This is a genomic window from Agrobacterium sp. DE0009 (assembly GCF_007680755.1).
GTDB classification, from domain to species: domain Bacteria; phylum Pseudomonadota; class Alphaproteobacteria; order Rhizobiales; family Rhizobiaceae; genus Agrobacterium; species Agrobacterium tumefaciens_B.
In genome coordinates this window covers 283904-304820 of the sequence record NZ_VEIU01000005.1, presented here as the reverse complement: position 1 = coordinate 304820, position 20917 = coordinate 283904, and the positions used below count along the sequence as shown (strand labels likewise).

Annotated in this window: 20 protein-coding genes; 12 read left to right on the top strand and 8 right to left on the bottom strand. The window is 58.0% G+C overall.

Going from position 1 to position 20917, the window contains the following annotated elements; genetic code table 11:
- The first annotated feature begins 537 nt into the window (after positions 1-537).
- From hrpB to FS804_RS18815, 3 genes are all read left to right on the top strand, one after another.
- On the top strand, positions 538-3018 hold the full coding sequence (hrpB, locus tag FS804_RS18825) for an ATP-dependent helicase HrpB (RefSeq protein ID WP_144578447.1): 2481 nt from the start codon (positions 538-540) through the stop codon (positions 3016-3018).
- Positions 3019-3047: 29 nt separating this feature from the next.
- A complete protein-coding gene (actS, locus tag FS804_RS18820) occupies positions 3048-4355 on the top strand; it encodes a two-component system sensor histidine kinase ActS (protein WP_144578466.1) in 1308 nt (435 codons plus the stop codon).
- A gap of 73 nt (positions 4356-4428) precedes the next feature.
- Positions 4429-5016, top strand: coding sequence for an ActR/PrrA/RegA family redox response regulator transcription factor (locus FS804_RS18815; RefSeq protein WP_063951600.1), 588 nt, complete (start codon positions 4429-4431; stop codon positions 5014-5016).
- A gap of 58 nt (positions 5017-5074) precedes the next feature.
- Here FS804_RS18815 and FS804_RS18810 read toward each other — a convergent pair whose 3' ends face one another.
- The gene (locus FS804_RS18810; RefSeq protein WP_063951599.1) at positions 5075-5560 is read right to left on the bottom strand and encodes an MmcB family DNA repair protein; all 486 of its coding nucleotides are present in this window, start codon (positions 5558-5560) and stop codon (positions 5075-5077) included.
- A 184-nt stretch (positions 5561-5744) separates the two neighbouring features.
- Between FS804_RS18810 and FS804_RS18805 the strand changes: the two genes are divergently transcribed.
- The gene (locus FS804_RS18805) at positions 5745-6458 is read left to right on the top strand and encodes a L,D-transpeptidase (RefSeq protein WP_063951598.1); all 714 of its coding nucleotides are present in this window, start codon (positions 5745-5747) and stop codon (positions 6456-6458) included.
- 77 nt (positions 6459-6535) lie between these two features.
- On the opposite strand, the gene FS804_RS18800 is transcribed toward FS804_RS18805, so the two are convergent.
- The 4 genes from FS804_RS18800 to hslV all read right to left on the bottom strand — a co-directional run bounded on the left by FS804_RS18800 (position 6536) and on the right by hslV (position 11891).
- A complete protein-coding gene (locus FS804_RS18800) occupies positions 6536-8704 on the bottom strand; it encodes a malate synthase G (RefSeq protein ID WP_144578446.1) in 2169 nt (722 codons plus the stop codon).
- Positions 8705-8823: 119 nt separating this feature from the next.
- Complete coding sequence (locus tag FS804_RS18795; protein WP_144578445.1) at positions 8824-9789, bottom strand: DUF1402 family protein; 966 nt, start codon at positions 9787-9789, stop codon at positions 8824-8826.
- Between the two features lie 196 nt (positions 9790-9985).
- Positions 9986-11293, bottom strand: coding sequence for an ATP-dependent protease ATPase subunit HslU (hslU, locus tag FS804_RS18790; RefSeq protein ID WP_144578444.1), 1308 nt, complete (start codon positions 11291-11293; stop codon positions 9986-9988).
- 73 nt (positions 11294-11366) lie between these two features.
- Positions 11367-11891 carry an ATP-dependent protease subunit HslV gene (hslV, locus tag FS804_RS18785; protein ID WP_004444336.1) on the bottom strand — a complete coding sequence of 175 codons (525 nt, stop codon included), beginning with the start codon at positions 11889-11891 and terminating at the stop codon, positions 11367-11369.
- 201 nt (positions 11892-12092) lie between these two features.
- On the opposite strand from hslV, the gene hisB reads away from it, so the two are divergent.
- The 4 genes from hisB to hisA are packed head-to-tail and all read left to right on the top strand — an operon-like array spanning position 12093 to position 14594.
- Positions 12093-12689 (top strand): imidazoleglycerol-phosphate dehydratase HisB, encoded by a 597-nt coding sequence (hisB, locus tag FS804_RS18780; RefSeq protein WP_063951594.1) that lies wholly within the window; start codon positions 12093-12095, stop codon positions 12687-12689.
- Between the two features lie 22 nt (positions 12690-12711).
- Positions 12712-13206 carry a DUF2628 domain-containing protein gene (locus FS804_RS18775; RefSeq protein WP_144578443.1) on the top strand — a complete coding sequence of 165 codons (495 nt, stop codon included), beginning with the start codon at positions 12712-12714 and terminating at the stop codon, positions 13204-13206.
- A gap of 1 nt (position 13207) precedes the next feature.
- Complete coding sequence (gene hisH / locus FS804_RS18770) at positions 13208-13858, top strand: imidazole glycerol phosphate synthase subunit HisH (protein ID WP_144578442.1); 651 nt, start codon at positions 13208-13210, stop codon at positions 13856-13858.
- 1 nt (position 13859) lies between these two features.
- Complete coding sequence (hisA, locus tag FS804_RS18765) at positions 13860-14594, top strand: 1-(5-phosphoribosyl)-5-[(5-phosphoribosylamino)methylideneamino]imidazole-4-carboxamide isomerase (RefSeq protein WP_144578440.1); 735 nt, start codon at positions 13860-13862, stop codon at positions 14592-14594.
- A 125-nt stretch (positions 14595-14719) separates the two neighbouring features.
- On the opposite strand, the gene FS804_RS18760 is transcribed toward hisA, so the two are convergent.
- Positions 14720-15481, bottom strand: coding sequence for a DUF3800 domain-containing protein (locus FS804_RS18760; protein WP_144578438.1), 762 nt, complete (start codon positions 15479-15481; stop codon positions 14720-14722).
- A gap of 54 nt (positions 15482-15535) precedes the next feature.
- Between FS804_RS18760 and hisF the strand changes: the two genes are divergently transcribed.
- Genes hisF through coaA form a run of 3 tightly spaced genes read left to right on the top strand, consistent with a single transcriptional unit; the run spans position 15536 to position 17649 of the window.
- Entirely contained in the window at positions 15536-16312 is a 777-nt protein-coding gene (gene hisF, locus FS804_RS18755) for an imidazole glycerol phosphate synthase subunit HisF (RefSeq protein ID WP_063951590.1), read from the top strand.
- 15 nt (positions 16313-16327) lie between these two features.
- Complete coding sequence (locus tag FS804_RS18750) at positions 16328-16651, top strand: phosphoribosyl-ATP diphosphatase (protein WP_144578436.1); 324 nt, start codon at positions 16328-16330, stop codon at positions 16649-16651.
- Positions 16648-17649 (top strand): type I pantothenate kinase, encoded by a 1002-nt coding sequence (gene coaA / locus FS804_RS18745; RefSeq protein ID WP_186376902.1) that lies wholly within the window; start codon positions 16648-16650, stop codon positions 17647-17649. Before FS804_RS18750 ends, coaA begins: the two co-directional genes overlap by 4 nt.
- Positions 17650-17667: 18 nt before the next feature.
- Here coaA and arfB read toward each other — a convergent pair whose 3' ends face one another.
- Both arfB and FS804_RS18735 read right to left on the bottom strand, forming a co-directional pair.
- The gene (gene arfB, locus FS804_RS18740; protein WP_144578432.1) at positions 17668-18102 is read right to left on the bottom strand and encodes an alternative ribosome rescue aminoacyl-tRNA hydrolase ArfB; all 435 of its coding nucleotides are present in this window, start codon (positions 18100-18102) and stop codon (positions 17668-17670) included.
- 129 nt (positions 18103-18231) lie between these two features.
- Positions 18232-19842, bottom strand: a complete 1611-nt coding sequence (locus FS804_RS18735; RefSeq protein ID WP_144578430.1) for a phosphoenolpyruvate carboxykinase — start codon at positions 19840-19842, stop codon at positions 18232-18234.
- 339 nt (positions 19843-20181) lie between these two features.
- Here FS804_RS18735 and chvI point away from each other — a divergent pair, with 339 nt between their 5' ends.
- A complete protein-coding gene (gene chvI / locus FS804_RS18730; protein ID WP_003505377.1) occupies positions 20182-20907 on the top strand; it encodes a two-component system response regulator ChvI in 726 nt (241 codons plus the stop codon).
- The last annotated feature ends 10 nt before the right edge of the window (positions 20908-20917 follow it).

Here is a 20917-nt window from a genome sequence, read left to right as displayed (position 1 = left end):
ACTAGAGCCTGAATTCCTCCAGACCCCGCAAGCTTCGCCGCCCACGTTTCTCTTTCTTCTCATATTCAATTGTCAAAAAACAGACCACTCAACGCAGTCACAAAATCAAATCCCCGAAACCAAATGGCCTCGAAACCAAACAAGCAACCAGCTCATTCCTTGATTTTCTCAGAACGAAAGTCTTCGTCGCCAGCAGCGCCGCCGCCCTCGTTCAGTGAGCGGACTTATAAATCCATCACCTCAAACAAGTCAACACACCCACCGTCAAAAAACTGACATTTTTAGCAAATCATTGAAATGTAACGATAGTTTCGGGTTTCGGAGCGAAACGGCATGAAAGTCGCGCTCTGAGGCCTGAGTTGGTGCCGCAGATGGTGCGGCCCTCCAGAAGCTCCGCCCGCTGCATATTACGCGCGTATAAACTTATCCGCCGGGTGACGAAGCCGGTGCATTCGTAAGGCTGCGAAAGCGCAGGACCGAGGCTTAGAAACGCGCTATAGCCCATCTTACACGACGACACCTTTGCAGGCCCCTAGCATGACCAAAACCCCCATCGCCCTTAATCCCGCCCTACCAGATCTGCCTGTAAGAGTCGTGCTGGGTGACATCGCGGATGCGCTTGGGACAACAGGACGTGCGGTGCTTTCCGCGCCACCCGGAGCAGGCAAGACCACGCTCGTGCCGCTGCATCTTCTAAACGAGACGTGGCGAGGCGACGGCAAGATCATTCTTCTCGAGCCGCGACGGCTTGCTGCGCGCGCTGCTGCCGGCCGCATGGCCGACTTGCTTCACGAGGATATCGGGCAGACGGTCGGCTATCGCATGCGGCTCGACAACCGCGTCTCCTCTAAGACACGGATCGAGGTTGTGACCGAAGGTGTCTTCGCCCGGATGGTTCTGGACGATCCTGAACTGGCTGGCGTCTCAACGGTGGTTTTCGATGAATTCCACGAACGTTCGCTCGACGGCGATTTTGGTCTGGCTTTGGCGCTCGACGTACAGGCTGGGTTGCGGGAGGATTTGCGCGTTCTGGTCATGTCTGCCACGCTTGATGTCGAGCGCATAAGCAGGCTCATGGGTGACGCGCCGGTTATTCAAAGCCTCGGCCGCACATTTCCAATCGATATCAGATACGAAGAACGGTGGCATGGTGTGTCGGTTGAAGAGAAAGTGGCCAAGGCGATCGCCGAAGTCCACGCCTCCGAAACAGGCTCCATCCTCGCCTTCCTGCCGGGACAGGCGGAAATTACTCGAACAGCTGCGCGGCTGGATGGTCATTTTTCCGCAGATACCGATGTTATTCCGCTCTATGGCAATCTTTCGCAAAAGGAGCAGGATGCGGCGATAAAGCCCGCAGCTTCCGGCCGTCGCAAGATTGTACTTGCGACTTCGATAGCCGAAACCTCGATTACCATCGACGGCGTGCGGGTGGTGATCGACAGCGGATTGCAGCGCCTTCCGGTTTTCGAACCCGCGACGGGGATAACCCGACTGGAGACGGTGCGCGTGTCCCGAGCCTCCGCCGACCAGCGGGCGGGGCGCGCCGGACGAACCGAACCCGGTGTTGCCATCCGCCTCTGGCATCAGGGACAGACAGCGGCGCTCAACGCCTTCACGCCGCCGCAAATTCTGGCAAGCGACCTTGCAGGCCTTGCGCTCGATCTCGCGCATTGGGGTGTACAGGACCCCGCATCTCTCGCCTTTCTGGATGTGCCCCCCGAGGCGGCAATGAAAGAATCGGTGGCACTTTTGAAAAATCTCGGGGCGCTCGACAAAAACGGGTCGCTCACGCAGCGTGGCCGTCTGATGCGTGGCCTTTCACTACCGCCGCGGCTGGCGGCCATGGTCCTTGCGGCAACCGATGAAGGTGCCGGGAAAAAGGCGGCAATGCTCGCCGTCATGCTGACGGAACAGGGGCTCGGCGGCAACGATATCGATCTCGATGAAAGGCTGCGCCGCTTTCTTTCCGACAGAAGCGAGAGGGCGCAGGCGGCCCGCAAGCTGGCATCCAGACTGTATGACGCTGTTGGCAAAAACAGCGCGGAAATACCGGGCGAGGCCGGGCCGCTGCTGTTACATGCCTATCCCGACCGCATCGCGCTTCAACGCGGCGCACGTGGGCGTTACGTCATGGCAAATGGGCGCGGCGCCGAGCTTGCCGAGACGGAGAGGCTGGCTGCCAACAGAATGCTCGTTGTCGCCGATGTTACCGGACGGGCGGCACAGCCGCGCATTCTGGCGGCAGCCAGTATCGAGAGAGCCGATATAGAAGAACGAATGCCACATCTTATCGTTCAGCAGGAGCAATTGGTGTTCGACAAGGCGAGCGGTCAGGCCCGGGCGCGAAAGGTGACACGGCTTGGCGCCATTATCCTCGATGAAACGCCCCTGCCCCGCCCCGATGGTGAAAGGGCAGCGAGGGCGCTTGCCAATGGCGTTAGAGAATTCGGTATCGGCATTCTCCCGTTCTCCAAGGAGACACTGCAGCTTCGTGACAGGATCGGCTTCCTGCATGCCAGCATCGGTGAACCGTGGCCCGATGTCAGTGATGAGGCGTTGCTCTCGAGACTGGATGATTGGCTTGTTCCATTCCAGAACGGTGCACGCAGTTTACAGGACATCCGACCCGGTAGCCTCTCCGAGGGTATCCTCTCCCTTGTGCCGCACGAGGTTGCCCGGAACCTCGGCCGGCTAGCGCCCACGCATTTCGAGGCGCCGACGGGTCAGCGGCACCCCATTCGTTACGATGGCAGCGAGCCGACGCTTTCCATTCGCGTGCAGGAGCTTTTCGGGCTGAAGGATCACCCGGCAATCGCGCAGGGTCGCCTGCCGCTCCTCCTGGAATTGACCTCGCCCGCGCATAGGCCGATACAGACGACACGCGATCTTCCCGGTTTCTGGGCGGGATCCTGGAAGGATGTGCGGGCGGACATGCGCGGGCGATATCCACGCCATCCGTGGCCGGAGGATCCTGCCGCCGCGCTGCCGACCAGCCGCGCGAAGCCGCGTGGGACATGAGCACGATGAAACGGGCAAAGGAGAAGACGGTGGCCAGCCAACCGATCGAAACCACCAGACTTGGCCGCGCCAGTCGCCGGATAAGGTTGCAAACCATTGTCTGGCTGCGCTGGCTGGCGGTTGCCGGCCAGACGGCAACAATCTTGTTCGTCGCCTTTGGGCTGAATTTTCCCCTGCCGCTTCTGGCGTGCGGCCTTCTGATCGCGGCGCTGGCGCTTGCCAACCTGTTTCTAACGGCCCGCTTTCCCTCGACATACCGTCTGGAGCCCTGGGAAGCGACATTGCTTCTGGCATTCGACCTGCTGCAACTGACGGCGCTCATCTATATCACGGGTGGACTTTCCAATCCCTTCGCGCCGCTGATCTGCGTGCAGGTCATTATTGCATTTGCCTCGCAGCCGCTGCGGCACTCGCTCATTCTCCTCGTCTTCGCCGTGATCTGCTCGACGGCGATTGCCTTCTCGCCATTTCCGGTTCCGTGGTATCCCGGCGAAGTTCTGCCGATCCAACTGCTGCTGCATGTGGGCACCTGGGTCGCCATTATTGCCACGACCTCGTTTGCGGCTTTTTATGCGTATCGCGTTTCTCACGAGGCAAACCAGCTGGCCGATGCCTTGGCCGCAACCGAACTGGTACTGGAGAGAGAAAAGCACCTCTCCCAGCTCGATGGGCTGGCAGCCGCCGCGGCGCATGAGCTTGGCACACCTCTTGCGACCATCAGCGTTGTCGCCAAGGAGATGGAGCGGGAACTTGGGCACGACGAAAAATTCGGCGAAGACATCGGGCTGCTGCGCAGCCAGAGCGAAAGATGCCGCGATATCCTGCGCCGGCTGACGTCGCTTTCCGCTGATAACGAGGAGCACATGCGCCGCCTGCCGCTCTCCTCCCTGATCGAGGAGGTGATGGCCCCGCACCGGGAGTTCGGCATTCGGCTTGAACTGGTGGAAAAGAACGGCCGCGCAGAGGAGCCGGTCGGCATTCGAAACGCCGGCATCATTTACGGCCTTGGCAACCTCATTGAAAATGCAGTCGACTATGCGCGGCAGAAGGTAACCGTGACCGTCGCATACGATTCGCAGACGGTTACCGTGGTTATCGAGGATGACGGGCCCGGTTATGCTCATGATTTGCTTGCCCGCATCGGTGAACCCTATGTGACCGAACGTCACAACGATACGCGGGCGGGCGGGCTGGGGCTTGGCCTATTCATCGCGAAAACGCTGTTGGAGCGGTCAGGCGCAGCCGTCACCTTCGGTAACCGCACCGCTGGCGAAAGCGGGGCACGCGTCACAATCGTCTGGCCTCGGGCGCTGATGGACGATAAAAGGAGCCGTTGACTTTACCATTCACGCTGAAGCGGCGATAAAAAGAAGAAAACCAAGCCGATAAAGTTGCCGGAAGGCCGGAAACATGAACACAGAAAACCAGAACCCCTCAGCCACCACCGCATCAGAGGACGTCGATCCGATCGGACCTGACCGCTCCCTGCTGATCGTCGATGATGACGGCCCATTTCTGCGCCGGCTTGCAAGGGCTATGGAAACGCGCGGCTTTGTCGTCGAGACCGCCGAGACGGTCAGCGAAGGTATCACCCGCTCCAAGGCCGCACCGCCCAAATATGCGGTCGTCGATCTGCGCCTGACCGATGGTAACGGTCTGGAGGTCATTGAGGCCATCAGGCAGAGCCGCGACGATACACAGATCGTTGTTCTGACCGGCTACGGCAACATTGCGACCGCCGTAACCGCCGTGAAGCTCGGGGCGCTGGATTATCTGGCCAAACCTGCCGATGCGGACGATGTTTTCAACGCGCTCACACAGCGAAAGGGCGAAAAGACCGAAGTGCCCGAAAACCCAATGTCGGCCGACCGGGTGCGGTGGGAGCATATTCAGCGTGTCTATGAGATGTGCGAGCGCAACGTTTCGGAAACGGCGCGACGGCTGAACATGCATCGAAGGACCCTGCAGCGCATTCTTGCCAAACGCGCGCCAAAATAAGCATTTTCAGTTAAATTGGGAAACGGTTTCCGTCCGGACGATGCGCCGAAGCCAGCCGCTATTCCCCGAAACTGCGCCCCGTCGTCCATTCAGCCAGCATCAGCCGGGTCGCAGCGGTTCTCGAAAAATCCAGCATGACCGATTTGCGGGTTGCCGGCGGCAGTTTGTGCTCCGGCGCATCGCGCAGCATATGCGCCCCGTAGCCGTCCGACAGGAAGAGCCCGCATTCTTCCGGGAAGATATCCGTTGGCACCTCTGGATGGGTGGCGAAAAACAGGCGGTCGCAATGCAACCGATAATCGGGCCACTTGCGATCGACACGGAAGTCCTCGATCGAGGATTTGATTTCGATGATCCAGATTTCACCCTTGGAAGACAGGCTGATGAGATCGGCCCGCCGCCCGCTTGCCAGCGGCAGTTCCGGCAGGACCGAGTGGCGCATCTCGTGCAACAGCACCTGCACGCCGCGACGCACCAGCATCGCCTTGTCCGACTGGCGGCCGTCGATTAACGGATTATTGTTGGTAACGGAAAGAATAGTCATGGATAATGGCTGCTGAAGCGTTTGGCCTATTGTTGCAAAAAAGGCAATCAACCGGCAATTTTAAATGCGGTGCCGTTTCGCGGCTGCACAACGGCTTGCCAAGTGCGGCTGAATGGAAAATAACCGATTTATCCTATTAAGCCTACTCCTTCGCACAATTTGGCGAATTTTCCGCGAGAACGACATGCGCATCCGTACCCCATTGACCATACTCGGTCTGACGGCAGCACTGGCACTGGCCGGCTGCGCCGAAACGACTTCCCAATCCGCAACTCCGACATCAGGCAAGATCGCAGCCTCCGTACCGGTTGCCGATCCCGTTCCGGCGAAGGTCGAAACGGTGCAGATCTTCAATGATGTTTACGGTCCGGTGACCGATGCGGGTTACGCGCTGCCAGCCATCCCGATCAACCGCGTGAACGAAAAATACCGTCGCCAGATCGTCGAGTTCCAGACGAACGAGCGTCCCGGCACGATTATCGTCAATACGCGCGATCGTTTCCTTTATTACATCCTTTCCGGCAACCGCGCGGTGCGTTACGGCATCGGCGTCGGCAAGGCTGGTTTCGCCTGGGCTGGTGAAGCCTATGTGGCGTGGAAGCAGGAATGGCCAATGTGGCATCCGCCGAAAGAAATGGCGGATCGCAAGCCGGAAGTGGCGAAATATGTCGAAGCTGGTATGGGCCCCGGCCTTTCCAACCCGCTGGGCGCTCGCGCCATGTATCTGTTCAACGACAAGGGCCAGGATACGCTGTTCCGCATTCATGGTTCGCCCGAATGGGCCTCGATCGGCACCGCTGCCTCTTCCGGCTGCATTCGCATGATCAATCAGGATGTGATCGACCTTTACAGCCGCGTCCGCCCCGGCCGCAGCACCAAGGTCGTCGTGATCCAGTAAGGGTCACACCAGCATATCAAGAAAAAGCCGCCGAGGATCTCCCGGCGGCTTTTTTGTACCGTGCGTGAGGAGGCTGATCAGGCCGCCTTCTTCGCCTTCAGCTCCAGACGGCGGCGGTGCAGGACCGGCTCGGTATAGCCGTTCGGCTGTTCGCGGCCCTTCAGCACCAACTCGACAGCAGCCTGGAAAGCCACCGAGCCGTCGAAGTCCGATGCCATCGGGTGATAAGCGGCATCGCCGGCATTCTGAGCATCAACAACTGCGGCCATGCGCTTCATGGTCTCGATGATCTGGGCCTCCGTCACCACGCCGTGGCGCAGCCAGTTCGCCATGTGCTGGGCGGAGATGCGAAGCGTCGCGCGATCCTCCATCAGGCCGACATTGTTGATGTCAGGAACCTTGGAGCAGCCGACGCCCTGATCGACCCAGCGAACGACATAGCCGAGAATACCCTGCGCATTGTTATCAAGTTCCCGCTGGATTTCTTCCGGCGTCCAGTTGGGAAGCGGCGCGACCGGCACTGAGAGAATCTCGGAAAGCTTGGCGCGCCCGCGGCTTTTCAGGCCTTCCTGAACCGCGGCAACATCGACCTTGTGATAGTGCGTCGCATGTAGCGTCGCCGCCGTCGGCGACGGTACCCAGGCAGTGTTTGCGCCCGCCCTCGGATGCGCAATCTTCTGCTCCAGCATCGCCGCCATCAGGTCAGGCATCGCCCACATGCCTTTGCCGATCTGCGCATGGCCGGAAAGACCGCATTCGAGGCCGATATCGACGTTCCAGTTTTCATAAGCAGCGATCCAGGCCGCCTGCTTCATATCGCCCTTGCGGATCATCGGGCCTGCTTCCATTGAGGTGTGAATTTCGTCACCGGTACGGTCGAGGAAACCCGTATTGATGAAGACCACGCGATCCTTCGCAGCTCGAATGCTCTCCTTGAGGTTAACAGTGGTGCGGCGCTCCTCATCCATGATGCCCATTTTCATGGTATTCGGCGGCATGCCGACGAGCTTTTCGACGCGGGTGAAAATCTCGTTGGCGAAGGCCACTTCTTCCGGCCCATGCATCTTCGGCTTTACCACATACATGGAGCCGGCCCGGGAGTTCTGGCGTCGCCCGGAAGGGCCGACGTCGTAGAGTGCAATGAGCGCTGTGACGACAGCATCCATGATACCTTCAGGAACCTCGCGGCCATCCCGATCAAGGATTGCCGGATTGGTCATGAGGTGACCGACATTACGAACCAGCATCAGCGACCGGCCCGGCAGCGTGAGAGCGGAGCCATCGGGTGCTGTATAATAGCGGTCCGGGTTGAGGCGGCGTGTGAAGGTGCTGCCGCCCTTGGAGACCTCCTCCGTCAGGTCGCCGCGCATCAGGCCAAGCCAGTTGCCGTAAACCAGCACCTTGTCCTCGGCATCGACGGCCGCCACCGAATCCTCGCAATCCATGATGGTGGTCAAAGCGGATTCAAGGATGACGTCAGATATGCCTGCCCGATCGCCCTTACCGATTTCAGTGGTTGGATCGATGACGATCTCGGTGTGCAGGCCATTTTTGCCGAGCAGGATCGTTGCGGGCTTCGCCGCGTCGCCTGTGAAACCCTTGAACTGCGTTTCGTCCTTGAGGCCGGTCGTGGCATCGCCAACGACAAGCCGCAGCAGGCCGTCAACGATTTCGAAGCTGGTGACGCCAGACCAGCTGCCGCTTGCGAGCGGCGCGGATTCATCGAGGAAGTTGCGCGCCCACTCGATAACCTTCTCGCCGCGCTTCGGGTTATAGCCCCTGCCCTTTTCCGCACCCTCGGCTTCGGAAATGGCATCGGTGCCGTAGAGCGCGTCATAGAGCGAACCCCAACGGGCGTTCGCGGCGTTCAGCGCGTAGCGTGCATTCATGACGGGAACAACAAGCTGCGGCCCGGCAACAACGGCTATTTCCGGATCGACATTGGTTGTTTCGACCTGGAAAGCCGGTCCCTCCGGCAGAAGATAACCGATTTCCTTCAGGAATGCCTCGTAGCCCTCGAAATCCGATGGTGCTCCATTCTCTCGATACCAGCCGTCAATCTTCTCCTGCAGCGTGTCGCGCTTGGCAAGCAGCTCGCGGTTCTTCGGAGAGAGCTCATGAACGATGGCCGAAAAGCCTTCAAAAAAAGCCTCGCTGCTGAGACCCGTGCCGGGAAGCACATCGTCCGTCAAAAAGGCATACAGCCTGTCGTCAATGGAAAGACCGAATTTATCCGTGCGGCTCACATGCGCCTCCTCTATTCTGAAGATACAGATTGGACGCTGAGGCGGCTGCTCGTCAATTGCGGCGGATCGCCAAATATTATTTCCATTATGGAAACAATCTGGCGGATATAAGTCTTTTCCTACAAGAGACCCTGGAGATCCTTGATACGGTCATTCACCAGCCAGCCGTAGTAATTCTCTTCCGGCAACGATGGCTGTTCTCCGCTTGCGGCACGCTGGCGGTTCTTCTGCGCCAGGACCGCCGCGCGCTGCCGCGATCCCCCGACATTATAGAGTGTCGAGGTCAGGCCGGGATTTTTCGAGATATCCATGTCGGCGATCGACCTGTAGTCATCGATCGATTTGCGAATGGCGGCTGCCATGAAGGCAAGGGAGTGGTCCGGGTCCATGATTGACGTATAGACCGCTGCGGCATCGTTCTCGTCCAGCTTCTCATAACCCGAGGTTCTCGCCACCATGTCGGACAGCATCAGCGCCGTCAGCGGATTGATCTGGCCAAGGCCGAAGGTCTGGCCCGCGTAAAATGGCTGGAAGAAAACCGCGCTGAACCGATTGTTAGGATAGGCAACGCCATCGACGGTCTTGCCGCGGAAGCTATCTTCCCAAACATCTTCGCGACAGTTCCAGAGGCTGTAGGAATCCTTCTTCGACTGGCATTTGGAAAACTGCGAATGCGTCAGAAACTGCGCGATCGTCTCGTCCTTGTATCCGAAACGGAAGCTGCCGCCGGCATAAGAGGCCGCCTTGACGTAATAGGACTGCAGCCTGTCATAGGCATCGACATTATAGGTGTGCTCTCCAACGATCGCGCCAATCATGTGGATCGGATCAATACCGTAACGCGCCGCTGTCGACTTGATCTTGGCAATCAGCGCCTTGTCGGAAGACAAGAGATCAAGGACCTTCTTATATTTCCGCTCATAAGACGTGTTGGACGCCTTGGTTCTCTTTGCGGAAGCACCGGGGACGCCCGGCTGCTCGGCATTGCGGTTGCCGGGCGGTACGACCGTTGCGGCCTCAACATAGGAGGATGCGGTGACGGTGAACGTCAAAGCAGCGGCAAATGCCAAAAGAGTTTTGCGCACGAGCGAATGCCTTTTTTCAAGCCTGCGGCTAAGCCAGCACAGCTGCTGACAAACCTGATCATTCCACGAAAGCGGTTCCAAAGGGAATGCAGCCCTTCCCATAAACAAAATGCGGGCTGAATGCGAGATGAGGCGGATAAAATAAAAGAGTGCGGCAAATAAGGCCGCACTCCTCTTTCTTCGATCCCTGAAGTCTTCAGAGAATATAGCGCGAGAGGTCCGTATCGGCGGCGAGATCGCCGACATGTTTACGGACATAGTCCTGGTCGATCTTGACGGCGGAACCGCCACGATCCGGCGCGTTGAAGGAAATCTCGTCCAAAACACGCTCCATTACCGTCTGCAGGCGGCGGGCACCGATATTCTCGACCGACGAATTAAGATGAACTGCTACGTCAGCCAAGGCATCGATGGCGTCGTCGGTGAAATCGAGGTCGAGTTCTTCCGTCGCCATCAGCGCCTTGTACTGGCGGATGAGGCTTGCTTCCGTCTCCGTCAGGATACGGCGGAAATCCTCCCGGGTGAGCGGCTTCAGCTCAACGCGGATCGGCAGGCGGCCCTGGAGCTCCGGCAGCAGATCCGACGGCTTGGCCACATGAAAGGCGCCCGATGCGATGAAGAGGATATGGTCTGTTTTGACAGGCCCATATTTCGTTGACACCGTGGTGCCTTCGACCAGCGGCAGCAGGTCGCGCTGCACGCCTTCGCGCGAAACACCGGCGCCCATCCCGCCATCGCGGGCGGCGATCTTGTCGATCTCATCGAGGAAGACGATGCCGTCATTTTCAACCGACTTCACCGCCTCACGCTGGATCATTTCATTGTCCAGCAGCTTGTCGGATTCGTCGCGGATAAGATCGGCATAGGATTTCGATACCGTGGTGCGCACCTTCTTGGTGCGTCCGCCCATGGCCTTGCCGAACATTTCCGACAGGTTGAGCACGCCGATATTGGCGCCCGGCATGCCGGGAATTTCAAAACCGGGCATACCCGATCCGCTATCGGCGACTTCGATATCGATTTCCTTGTCGTCCAACTCGCCGTCGCGCAGCTTCTTGCGGAAGCTTTCGCGCGTGCCCGGCGATGCGGTGGAGCCAACAAGCGCATCAAGCACCCGCTCTTCGGCGCTCTGATGCGCTTTGGCCTGCACATCGGCGCGCTTCTTTTCGCGCACGAGCCCGATACCAATCTCGACCAGGTCGCGAATGATCTGCTCGACATCGCGGCCGACATAACCGACCTCGGTGAACTTGGTGGCTTCGACCTTGATGAATGGTGCGCCGGCCAGCTTGGCAAGGCGGCGCGAGATTTCCGTCTTACCGACACCGGTCGGCCCGATCATGAGAATGTTTTTCGGCATGACTTCGTCGCGCAGGCTCTCATCGAGCTGCTGGCGGCGCCAGCGATTGCGCAGTGCGATCGCGACGGCACGTTTTGCATCATGCTGACCGATGATGTGACGGTCCAGTTCCGAGACGATTTCCCGGGGAGAAAAAGTGGTCATTCTATCCTCTCGGCTTTCCTGTTCCGGCCGGCCATTCGGCCCGGCCCACAGGACCCATTGGTGAGAAATTGGCTTACTCGGCGTCGAGCGTTTCCACGACGAGATTGTGATTGGTGTAAACGCAGATATCGGCGGCGATATCGAGCGCCTGACGCGCCACATCTTCGGCCGACTTGTCGGTATCCATCATCGCGCGGGCGGCGGCGAATGCATAATTGCCGCCGGAGCCGATGGCGATCGCGCCATGTTCAGGCTCCAGCACATCACCGTTGCCGGTAATGGCAAGTGTGGTCGATTTATCGGCCACCAGCATCATGGCTTCAAGATTGCGCAGATATTTGTCGGTCCGCCAGTCCTTCGCGAGCTCCACGGCTGCGCGCATCAACTGGCCAGGATATTGCTCGAGCTTCTTTTCGAGACGGTCAAGCAATGTAAAGGCATCCGCCGTTGCGCCGGCGAAACCAGCGATCACTTCGCCCTTGCCGATGCGACGAACCTTGCGGGCGTTACCCTTCATGACGGTCTGGCCGAGGCTTACCTGCCCGTCGCCAGCCATGACGACTTTGCCGCCCTTTCTGACTGTAATGATTGTTGTCATCAAACACCTGTCTGCCCTGCCGGGCCTGAAGTTAACGGACCGGGTTGCGGCCCTTTTCGGGTTCTATGTAAGTCGGGTTTTTCCGATTGCAATCATCGGGATCGCACCGTGTTCCCCGCAGGTCAGCCAAGACGATGGAACAACTGGATATTTGTGTCCCGTGCTGATAAGGAACGGCAACATTTCCACGGAGCGGCCAAAATGGCAGAACGTAAAGGTGAGATTATCCGCAAGACCAACGAAACCTCGGTTTCGGTCCGCGTGGATATCGACGGCACCGGCAAATCAAAAATTTCCACCGGCGTGGGATTTTTCGACCATATGCTGGACCAGCTCAGCCGCCATTCGTTGATCGACATGGAGATAGAGGTTCAGGGCGACCTACATATCGATGACCACCACACCGTGGAAGATACCGGCATCGCCATCGGCCAGGCGATTGCGAAAGCGTTGGGTGATCGGCGTGGCATCACCCGCTACGCCTCGCTCGACCTTGCCATGGACGAGACGATGACCAAAGCTGCCGTCGATATTTCCGGCCGGCCGTTCCTCGTCTGGAACGTCAATTTTTCCGCACCAAAGATCGGCACTTTCGACACCGAACTGGTACGTGAATTCTTTCAGGCCCTCGCCCAGAACGCCGGCATCACGCTGCATATCCTGAACCATTACGGCGCTAACAACCATCATATCGCTGAAACATGTTTCAAGGCCGTTGCCCGCGTTCTTCGCGCGGCAACCGAGATCGACCCCCGGCAGGCAGGCCGCGTTCCCTCCACGAAGGGCATGCTGGCCTGACGCCCAAGCTGTCAGGAAGCCCATGACAAGCTATCTCGTTCTGGAAGCCCCCAACGGGCCGGACAGGGACCACAAGACGACCCGCTTCATCGCAGATCGTTTCGTGTGGCTGGCTTTCTTTGCGCCATGGTTATGGCTTGCGATCAACCGGCTGTGGCTGGCGACGGCCATCGTTGTCATCGCCCTTTTTGCCGCCGGGCAGATCTCGACGTTCGCCGGGTTCGAACCTGCCGGGATTCTTTTTGGTCTCGCGACTGGGCTCATCACGGCGCTGGAGGGACGCGATTTTCTCGTTAGGCACCTGATCCGCAAAGGCTGGACGCTGACGTCAGTTGTTTCAGCCCCTGATCTTTCGAGCGCCGAAGACATCTATTTCTCCGGTCTCTCGGAAAATGCCGACGCAGTGGAACAGATGTCACAGCCGGTCTGGACCCCTTCGCCGCAAAAGAGCGGCGACACAAACTTCGTCAAAGATCCCGCCGGATCGTTTCTTTTCGACTTGAATGGAAGGCGCTGACATGCGTGTCGCGATCATCGACTACGGCTCGGGCAATCTGCGCTCGGCCACCAAAGCTTTCGAGCGCGCCGCGCGTGAAGCCGGTATCAACGCAACCATCGATTTGACCGACAAGCCCGATCACGTCGCCTCGGCGGACCGCATCGTGCTGCCCGGTGTCGGCGCCTATGCCGATTGCCGGGCGGGTCTGGATGCCGTATCCGGCATGCATGAGGCACTCGTCGAAGCCGTCGAAAAAAAGGCCCACCCCTTCCTCGGCATCTGCGTCGGCATGCAGCTCATGTCTTCCCGCGGACTGGAAAAGACCGTGAGCAACGGACTTGGATGGATCGAGGGTGATGTTGTCGAAATGACGCCGTCTGATCCTGGGCTCAAGATTCCCCAAATCGGCTGGAATACGCTGGAAATCCGCCATGCACATCCGCTGTTCGAGGGTATCAAGACTGGCGCGGATGGGTTGCACGCCTATTTCGTGCATTCCTATCATCTGGCGGCCAAGCATGCGACTGACGTCATCGCTACGACCAATTACGGGGGCGCGATGACGGCTTTCGTCGGCCGCGACAATATGGCGGGCGCGCAGTTCCACCCGGAAAAAAGCCAGACGCTCGGCCTCGCCCTGATTTCCAATTTCCTGCGCTGGAAGCCCTGACATGATCCTTTTTCCCGCAATCGATCTCAAAGACGGTGAGTGCGTTCGCCTGAAACTCGGCGATATGGACCAGGCCACCGTCTATAATACCGACCCCGGAGCACAGGCGAAGGCCTTCGAGGATCAAGGCTTTGAATGGCTGCATGTCGTTGATCTCAACGGTGCGTTCGCCGGCCAGACGGTCAACGGCGCGGCAGTTGACGCCATTTTGAAAGCGACGACAAACCCGGTGCAGCTGGGCGGCGGCATTCGCACGCTCGATCATATCGAGGCTTGGCTGAGCCGCGGCCTTGCGCGCGTCATTCTCGGCACCGTGGCGGTGCGCGATCCGGTTCTGGTCATTGAAGCCTGCAAGCGTTTTCCCGGCCAGGTCGCCGTCGGCATCGATGCCAAGGGCGGCAAGGTTGCCGTTGAAGGCTGGGCGGAAGCCTCCGAACTCGGTGTCATCGAGCTTGCCAAACGTTTCGAAGGCGCTGGTGTTGCCGCGATCATCTATACCGATATCGATCGCGACGGCATTCTGGCTGGCATCAACTGGGCCTCAACGCTGGAACTGGCCGAAGCCGTCTCGATACCGGTCATCGCGTCCGGCGGGCTTGCCTCCATCGATGACATCAAGCGCATGTTGCAGCCGGATGCGGTAAAGCTTGAGGGCGCTATTTCCGGCCGCGCCCTTTACGATGGTCGCATTGATCCCAACGAAGCGCTAACCTTGATAAAAAACAGAGCGTATTGAATCACTTAGCGGAAAATTAAACAACCCATTGATTCGAAAGATTTTTTATTGAAAATTCAGATATTCGGTGCTATATTATATTCATAAGTGGATTGGGGGTTCCCGGTCGGCGTCAGGCCTTGGCATTAGCTGGGGCCTTTCGCTTTTATTGTTGCAGGAACATGTATTCCTCGATTCGGATTGACCGCGATTTTTATCTTGCATAATTTCGATTGAATGACTTGAGCAGCGCGATTTGACTGATCGGGTTTCAGATATCCTACCCCTAACGGATGCGCTGTGAGATCCGCCAATTGCATACCAGTGGAATTTGATCTCTTGTCCGCAAAGCGCAATTTAAAACCATCAAATGGTTTTCGCAGCGGATTTACACCGTCTACGATGCGGCGAAACTCCAGTTCCAAATCCTTGTCTTCTTTGTTACCACGTTTTTCGAATACAAAATGATAATTGAGGCCTGCGCGATGCAACCGTTGCAACCACTTGAATATCATTTGTAGACACACAGATAAAGCAACCTGATAAGGATTATCAGGAAAGAAGTCGCTTCGAAAAATCCGTTTGTCAATAATGCAGCAAAAAATATCAAAATTCGCTTCTTCAACAATCCGGGTGAGTTCAAGCTGAAACGTCTCCCGTTGAACGACGTCTGTTAGGAACTCAAAATCACCTATCTGCTTCCTTATCTCCCGTTCATGTAAAATCGCCATATCGTGCCCAAAATGGCGAAATTTAAATTTCTGAAAATTAGGCACGACCTTCTGTGTGTAGTCGGATATTTTGAATCCGCAGATGGTCAGCACAAACAGAGGATACGTCACGTCAACAGAGGTCAACGAGTGATCTCCGCTTTCGTCCGCATAAAAAATATACTCGCCATTTTCCATATCGCTGACTATGAAGCAAAATATGCTTTAACGGACAAGGTATTCCAAGAGAACATGACCCTCAAAGCCCGCATTATTCCCTGCCTCGATGTCAAAGACGGTCGTGTCGTCAAGGGCGTGAACTTCGTTGATTTGATCGATGCAGGTGATCCGGTCGAGGCGGCGAAAGCCTATGACGCCGCGGGGGCGGATGAACTCTGCTTCCTCGACATCACCGCGTCATCGGACAACCGCGATACGATCTTCGATGTGGTGTCGCGCACGGCCGATCATTGCTTCATGCCGGTGACCGTTGGCGGCGGCGTTCGCAGCGTTGCCGATATTCGCAAGCTTCTTCTTTGCGGTGCCGACAAGGTCTCGATCAATTCTGCTGCCGTCAAGGATCCCGATTTCGTCGCGCAGGCGGCCGATAAGTTCGGCAACCAGTGCATCGTCGTTTCCATCGACGCCAAGCGGGTTTCGAAAGATGGCGAGGCTGACCGCTGGGAAATCTTCACCCACGGCGGCCGCCAGCCGACCGGTATCGACGCCGTCGAATTCGCCATCAGGATGGTCGAGCGTGGGGCTGGCGAGTTGCTCGTCACCTCGATGGACCGTGACGGAACGAAGAGCGGCTACGATATCGGCCTGACGCGCAGCATTGCCGATCAGGTCCGCGTGCCTGTCATCGCCTCGGGCGGCGTCGGCACGCTGGATGATCTGGTGGCAGGTGTTCGCGATGGCCACGCAACGGCAGTGCTTGCCGCTTCCATCTTCCACTTCGGCACCTATTCGATCGGTGAAGCCAAGAACTACATGGCCGAGCATGGCATCGCCATGCGTCTCGACTGATTGCAGGATTTCCCCATGAGCGCATTTACCCTTTCCGATCTGGAGCGCATCGTCGCAATCCGCGCCGCTGCCTCTCCTGACGAATCCTGGACGGCCAAGCTGGTTGCGGCCGGTCAGGAGCGCGCCGCGAAAAAACTCGGCGAAGAGGCGGTGGAGACCGTTATTGCCGCCATCGCCAAAGATCGCGATGGGCTGAAAAACGAGGCCGCCGATCTGCTTTACCATCTGCTTGTCGTGCTGAAGATTGCCGATATTCCACTTGCTGACGTTTTTGCCGAGCTTGAACGGCGCACAGGCCAGACCGGCCTTGCGGAAAAGGCGGCGAGGCCGACGTCATGAATGTCACGGCAGGCAGCGGGGAGAGAGGCATGCCAGGCACACTCGATCATTTTCGTGCGGACGAATATTCGCCCTATCACTTCTTCAGTTCCGAAGAATGGGCTAAATTCCGCGCCGATACGCCGTTGACCCTTTCCGCGGACGAGGTCAAGCGGCTGCGTTCGCTGGATGATCCGATCGATCTGGACGAAGTGCGGCGCATCTATCTCTCGCTGTCGCGCCTGCTGTCATCACATGTCGAAGCCTCGCAGCTGCTGTTCGAGCAGCGCAACCGCTTCCTCAACATGGCTGACGTCAACAAGACGCCTTTTGTCATCGGCATTGCCGGTTCCGTCGCTGTTGGAAAATCCACGACGGCACGTATTCTGAAAGAGCTCCTAGCGCGCTGGCCTTCCAGCCCGAAGGTCGATCTCATCACCACGGACGGCTTTCTTTATCCGAACGAGGTTCTGCGGCGGGAGAACCTGATGGAACGCAAGGGTTTTCCAGAGAGCTATGACATTGGCGCGCTGCTGCGGTTCCTCTCGGCAATCAAGGCCGGTCAGCCGAATGTGAGGGCGCCGCGCTATTCGCACCTGACGTATGATGTGCTGCCCAATGAATACACGGTTGTCGACCAACCCGACATCCTCATTTTCGAAGGCATCAACGTGCTGCAATCGCGTGATCTGCCGGCAGGCGGGCGCATCGTGCCGATCGTTTCCGATTTCTTCGATTTCTCGATCTATATCGATGCCGACGAGGATTTCATTCACAACTGGTATGTGAACCGCTTCATGAACCTGCGGCAGACCGCCTTCCGCGACCCCAATTCCTTCTTCAACCGTTATGCGTCGATCAGTGAGGAGGCAGCGCTCAGCATCGCCGAGGGGCTCTGGCAGAACATCAACCTGAAAAACCTGCGCCAGAACATTGTCCCCACGCGCCCGCGGGCGGATCTCATTCTGCGCAAAGGCAAAAATCACCTGATCGACACGGTTGCGCTTCGTAAGCTCTGAAAATCAAGTACCCTCGGATTAGTCGCCGGAGGGCTTACCACGCATCTTCTTGATATCCGAACGTCCGGACTTTGCTTTCAAACGACGCTCTACCGAGCCTTTAGTCGGCTTCGTGGCCTTGCGAACAGGCGGCGGCGGGGCCGCGGCTTCCAGGATCAAATCCTTTAGCCGCTCCCGCGCGTCTTCACGATTGCGCTCCTGACTGCGAAAGCGGCTGGCCTCGATCATCAGCACACCGTCCTTGGAGACGCGCCTGCCACCGAGACGCAGCGCATTGGCCTTCACCCGGTCCGCAAGGGATGGCGAATTGGCGATGTCGAAAAACAGCTGAACCGCGGTCGAAACCTTGTTGACGTTCTGGCCGCCCGGCCCGCCAGCGAGAACGAATTGCTCCGTCAGCTCCCAGCCGGCGATGGTGATACGGTTGCTGATGTAAAGCGGGTCGCTGGCCATGATCTTTCTCCGCGCCCGTGATGCCACAGAACGCAAAAAATGAAAACAGCGGGAAACCAAGAGCACCCTGGCAAAAAGAAACCCGGCGCTCAGGCCGGGTTCCCCTCCTCCTCATATATGAGGCTTAACTCATTCAGCTGCGAGCAAAAGGCCCGGTGCTGCGTCGCGAACCCTGCTGTCGACATGGTCTTCAAACTTGGTGAAGTTCGTGACGAACATCGAGACCAGCTTCTTCGCCTGGGCGTCGTAGGCGGCACCATCGGCCCAGGTGGAACGCGGATCGAGGATCGCGCTGTCGACACCGTCAAGCGACTGAGGAACGGCGAAGCCAAAATTCGCATCGGTGCGGAACTGGGCATTCTTCAGGTCGCCGGAAAGAGCAGCCGTCAGAAGCGCGCGCGTCGCCTTGATGGGCATACGCTTGCCGACACCATAAGCGCCGCCGGTCCAGCCAGTGTTGACGAGCCAGCAATCCACGCCGTGCTTGCCGATCAGCTCACGCAGCAGGTTGCCGTATTCCGCCGGGTGGCGCGGCATGAAGGGTGCGCCAAAGCATGTGGAGAAGGTGGCTTCCGGCTCGGTCACGCCCTTTTCCGTGCCGGCGACCTTTGCGGTGTAACCGGAGAGGAAGTGGTACATGGCCTGCTCCGGCGTCAGCCGGGCGATCGGCGGCAGCACGCCGAAGGCGTCGGCCGTCAGCATGATGATCGTCTTTGGATGGCCGGCAATGCCGGTCTCCGACGCATTCGGGATGAAGTGCAGCGGATAAGCGCTGCGGGTGTTTTCCGTCAGCGAGTTATCGTTGAAGTCAGGAACGCGGTTTTCGTCCAACACGACGTTTTCCAAAACCGTGCCGAAACGGTTGGTCGCAGCGTAGATTTCGGGCTCGGCTTCAGCCGAAAGTTTGATCGCCTTGGCGTAGCAACCGCCCTCGAAATTGAAGATGCCATGTTCGCCCCAGCCGTGCTCGTCATCGCCGATCAGCGTGCGTGCCGGATCGGCAGACAGCGTTGTCTTGCCGGTGCCGGAGAGGCCGAAGAAGACGGCGGAATCGCCCTCCGGGCCGACATTGGCCGAGCAATGCATCGGCATGACGCCCTTGGCGGGCAACAGGTAGTTCAGAACCGTGAAGACCGACTTCTTGTTTTCGCCGGCATAGCTCGTACCACCAATCAGAACGAGGCCCTTGGTCAGGTCGCAGGCGATAACGGTTTCCGTGCGGCAACCGTGGCGCACCGGATCAGCCTTGAAGCTCGGCAGATTGATGATGGTAAGCTTCTGGCTGAAACCATCAAGCGTCTCGCGCTTCGGCCGGATCAGCAGATTACGGATGAAAAGCGAATGCCAGGCAAGCTCGGTGACGACGCGGGTCGGCAGTGCGTTTCCCTCATCGGCGCCGCCGATCAGGTCCTGCACATAGAGAGTCTTGCCGGCGGCATGCGACAGCATATCCTTATGCAGCAGGTCGAAGTGCGCCGGAGACAGCGGCTTGTTGTTATCCCACCAGATCGTGTCTTCGGTGGAGGCATCGCGAACGACGAATTTGTCCTTTGGCGAGCGGCCGGTGTGCTGGCCAGTGACGGCACGCAACGCTCCATCCACGGTCAGTTCGGCTTCGCCATTACGGATCGCGTGCTCGTATAACTCGCTTTCATTGAGGTTATAAAAGACGCGGGAGGCCTCGCCCAGTCCGAGTTCTGCGACTCCATTGGCAGGATTATGAACCCCAATCTCGTTCATGACGCGTTCCTTGTTGATGACGTAAGGCCGTTGAAATTTTCACGGAAAATACGTGGCGTCTTTCGGAAAGGCAAGAGGCTGAAATTAAAAAACTTAGTGATTTCAATATATTAATCGATTTAAAAGATTTTATTTCTTTTTAAATCGGTTGAAGTCGCATTAAAATCCGGCAGCGGACCTTTTGTGAAAATCAGAAGCTGCGCCCCCCTCGATTTCATGGCCATTTTTCCTTTGCCACAATTTGTTCCACCTTTATACTCAAGAGAGTGGCTCGCGGCGCGCAACCTTGGCTGGGTGGATGTCGGGAGTTACGAGAAAATGACGATGGAGACCAACTACATGCAGACGATCGCGCTAGTCGACGACGACCGGAATATTCTGACTTCGGTATCGATCGCGCTTGAAGCCGAGGGCTACCGGGTCGAAACGTATACGGATGGGGCTTCCGCGCTCGACGGGTTGATTGCCCGTCCGCCGCAGCTGGCCATTTTCGACATCAAGATGCCACGCATGGACGGCATGGAGCTTCTGCGGCGCCTTCGCCAGAAGTCGGATCTGCCGGTTATCTTCCTCACCTCCAAGGATGAAGAGATCGACGAATTGTTCGGCCTGAAGATGGGCGCGGACGATTTCATCACCAAACCCTTCTCGCAGCGCCTTCTGGTGGAGCGCGTCAAGGCGATCCTTCGCCGCGCCAGCAGCCGCGAAGCATCCGCTGCAACCGGCAGCGTGCTGAAACCGACTGCAGACCAGCAGGCGCGCACGCTGGAACGCGGGCAACTCGCCATGGACCAGGAACGTCACACCTGCACCTGGAAGGGTGAGCCGGTGACGCTCACGGTGACCGAATTCCTCATCCTGCATTCGCTGGCGCAGCGGCCAGGCGTTGTCAAAAGCCGCGACGCGCTGATGGATGCCGCTTATGACGAACAGGTCTATGTCGACGACCGAACCATCGACAGCCACATCAAGCGCCTTCGCAAGAAGTTCAAGCTGGTCGATGGCGACTTCGATATGATTGAAACGCTTTATGGCGTAGGATATCGCTTCCGCGAAGCGGCTTGAACGAGCCGAC

Coding starts and splice junctions, on each gene's coding strand:
- FS804_RS18805 (WP_063951598.1), top strand. CDS start 5,745: ATGCGCATCCGTACCCCATTGACCATACTCGGTCTGACGGCAGCACTG.
- chvI (WP_003505377.1), top strand. CDS start 20,182: ATGCAGACGATCGCGCTAGTCGACGACGACCGGAATATTCTGACTTCG.
- hisF (WP_063951590.1), top strand. CDS start 15,536: ATGACCCTCAAAGCCCGCATTATTCCCTGCCTCGATGTCAAAGACGGT.
- hslV (WP_004444336.1), bottom strand. CDS start 11,891: ATGACAACAATCATTACAGTCAGAAAGGGCGGCAAAGTCGTCATGGCT.
- FS804_RS18750 (WP_144578436.1), top strand. CDS start 16,328: ATGAGCGCATTTACCCTTTCCGATCTGGAGCGCATCGTCGCAATCCGC.
- hslU (WP_144578444.1), bottom strand. CDS start 11,293: ATGACCACTTTTTCTCCCCGGGAAATCGTCTCGGAACTGGACCGTCAC.
- coaA (WP_186376902.1), top strand. CDS start 16,648: ATGAATGTCACGGCAGGCAGCGGGGAGAGAGGCATGCCAGGCACACTC.
- hisA (WP_144578440.1), top strand. CDS start 13,860: ATGATCCTTTTTCCCGCAATCGATCTCAAAGACGGTGAGTGCGTTCGC.
- FS804_RS18735 (WP_144578430.1), bottom strand. CDS start 19,842: ATGAACGAGATTGGGGTTCATAATCCTGCCAATGGAGTCGCAGAACTC.
- hisB (WP_063951594.1), top strand. CDS start 12,093: ATGGCAGAACGTAAAGGTGAGATTATCCGCAAGACCAACGAAACCTCG.
- FS804_RS18810 (WP_063951599.1), bottom strand. CDS start 5,560: ATGACTATTCTTTCCGTTACCAACAATAATCCGTTAATCGACGGCCGC.
- FS804_RS18815 (WP_063951600.1), top strand. CDS start 4,429: ATGAACACAGAAAACCAGAACCCCTCAGCCACCACCGCATCAGAGGAC.
- hisH (WP_144578442.1), top strand. CDS start 13,208: ATGCGTGTCGCGATCATCGACTACGGCTCGGGCAATCTGCGCTCGGCC.
- arfB (WP_144578432.1), bottom strand. CDS start 18,102: ATGGCCAGCGACCCGCTTTACATCAGCAACCGTATCACCATCGCCGGC.
- FS804_RS18775 (WP_144578443.1), top strand. CDS start 12,712: ATGACAAGCTATCTCGTTCTGGAAGCCCCCAACGGGCCGGACAGGGAC.
- FS804_RS18760 (WP_144578438.1), bottom strand. CDS start 15,481: ATGGAAAATGGCGAGTATATTTTTTATGCGGACGAAAGCGGAGATCAC.
- hrpB (WP_144578447.1), top strand. CDS start 538: ATGACCAAAACCCCCATCGCCCTTAATCCCGCCCTACCAGATCTGCCT.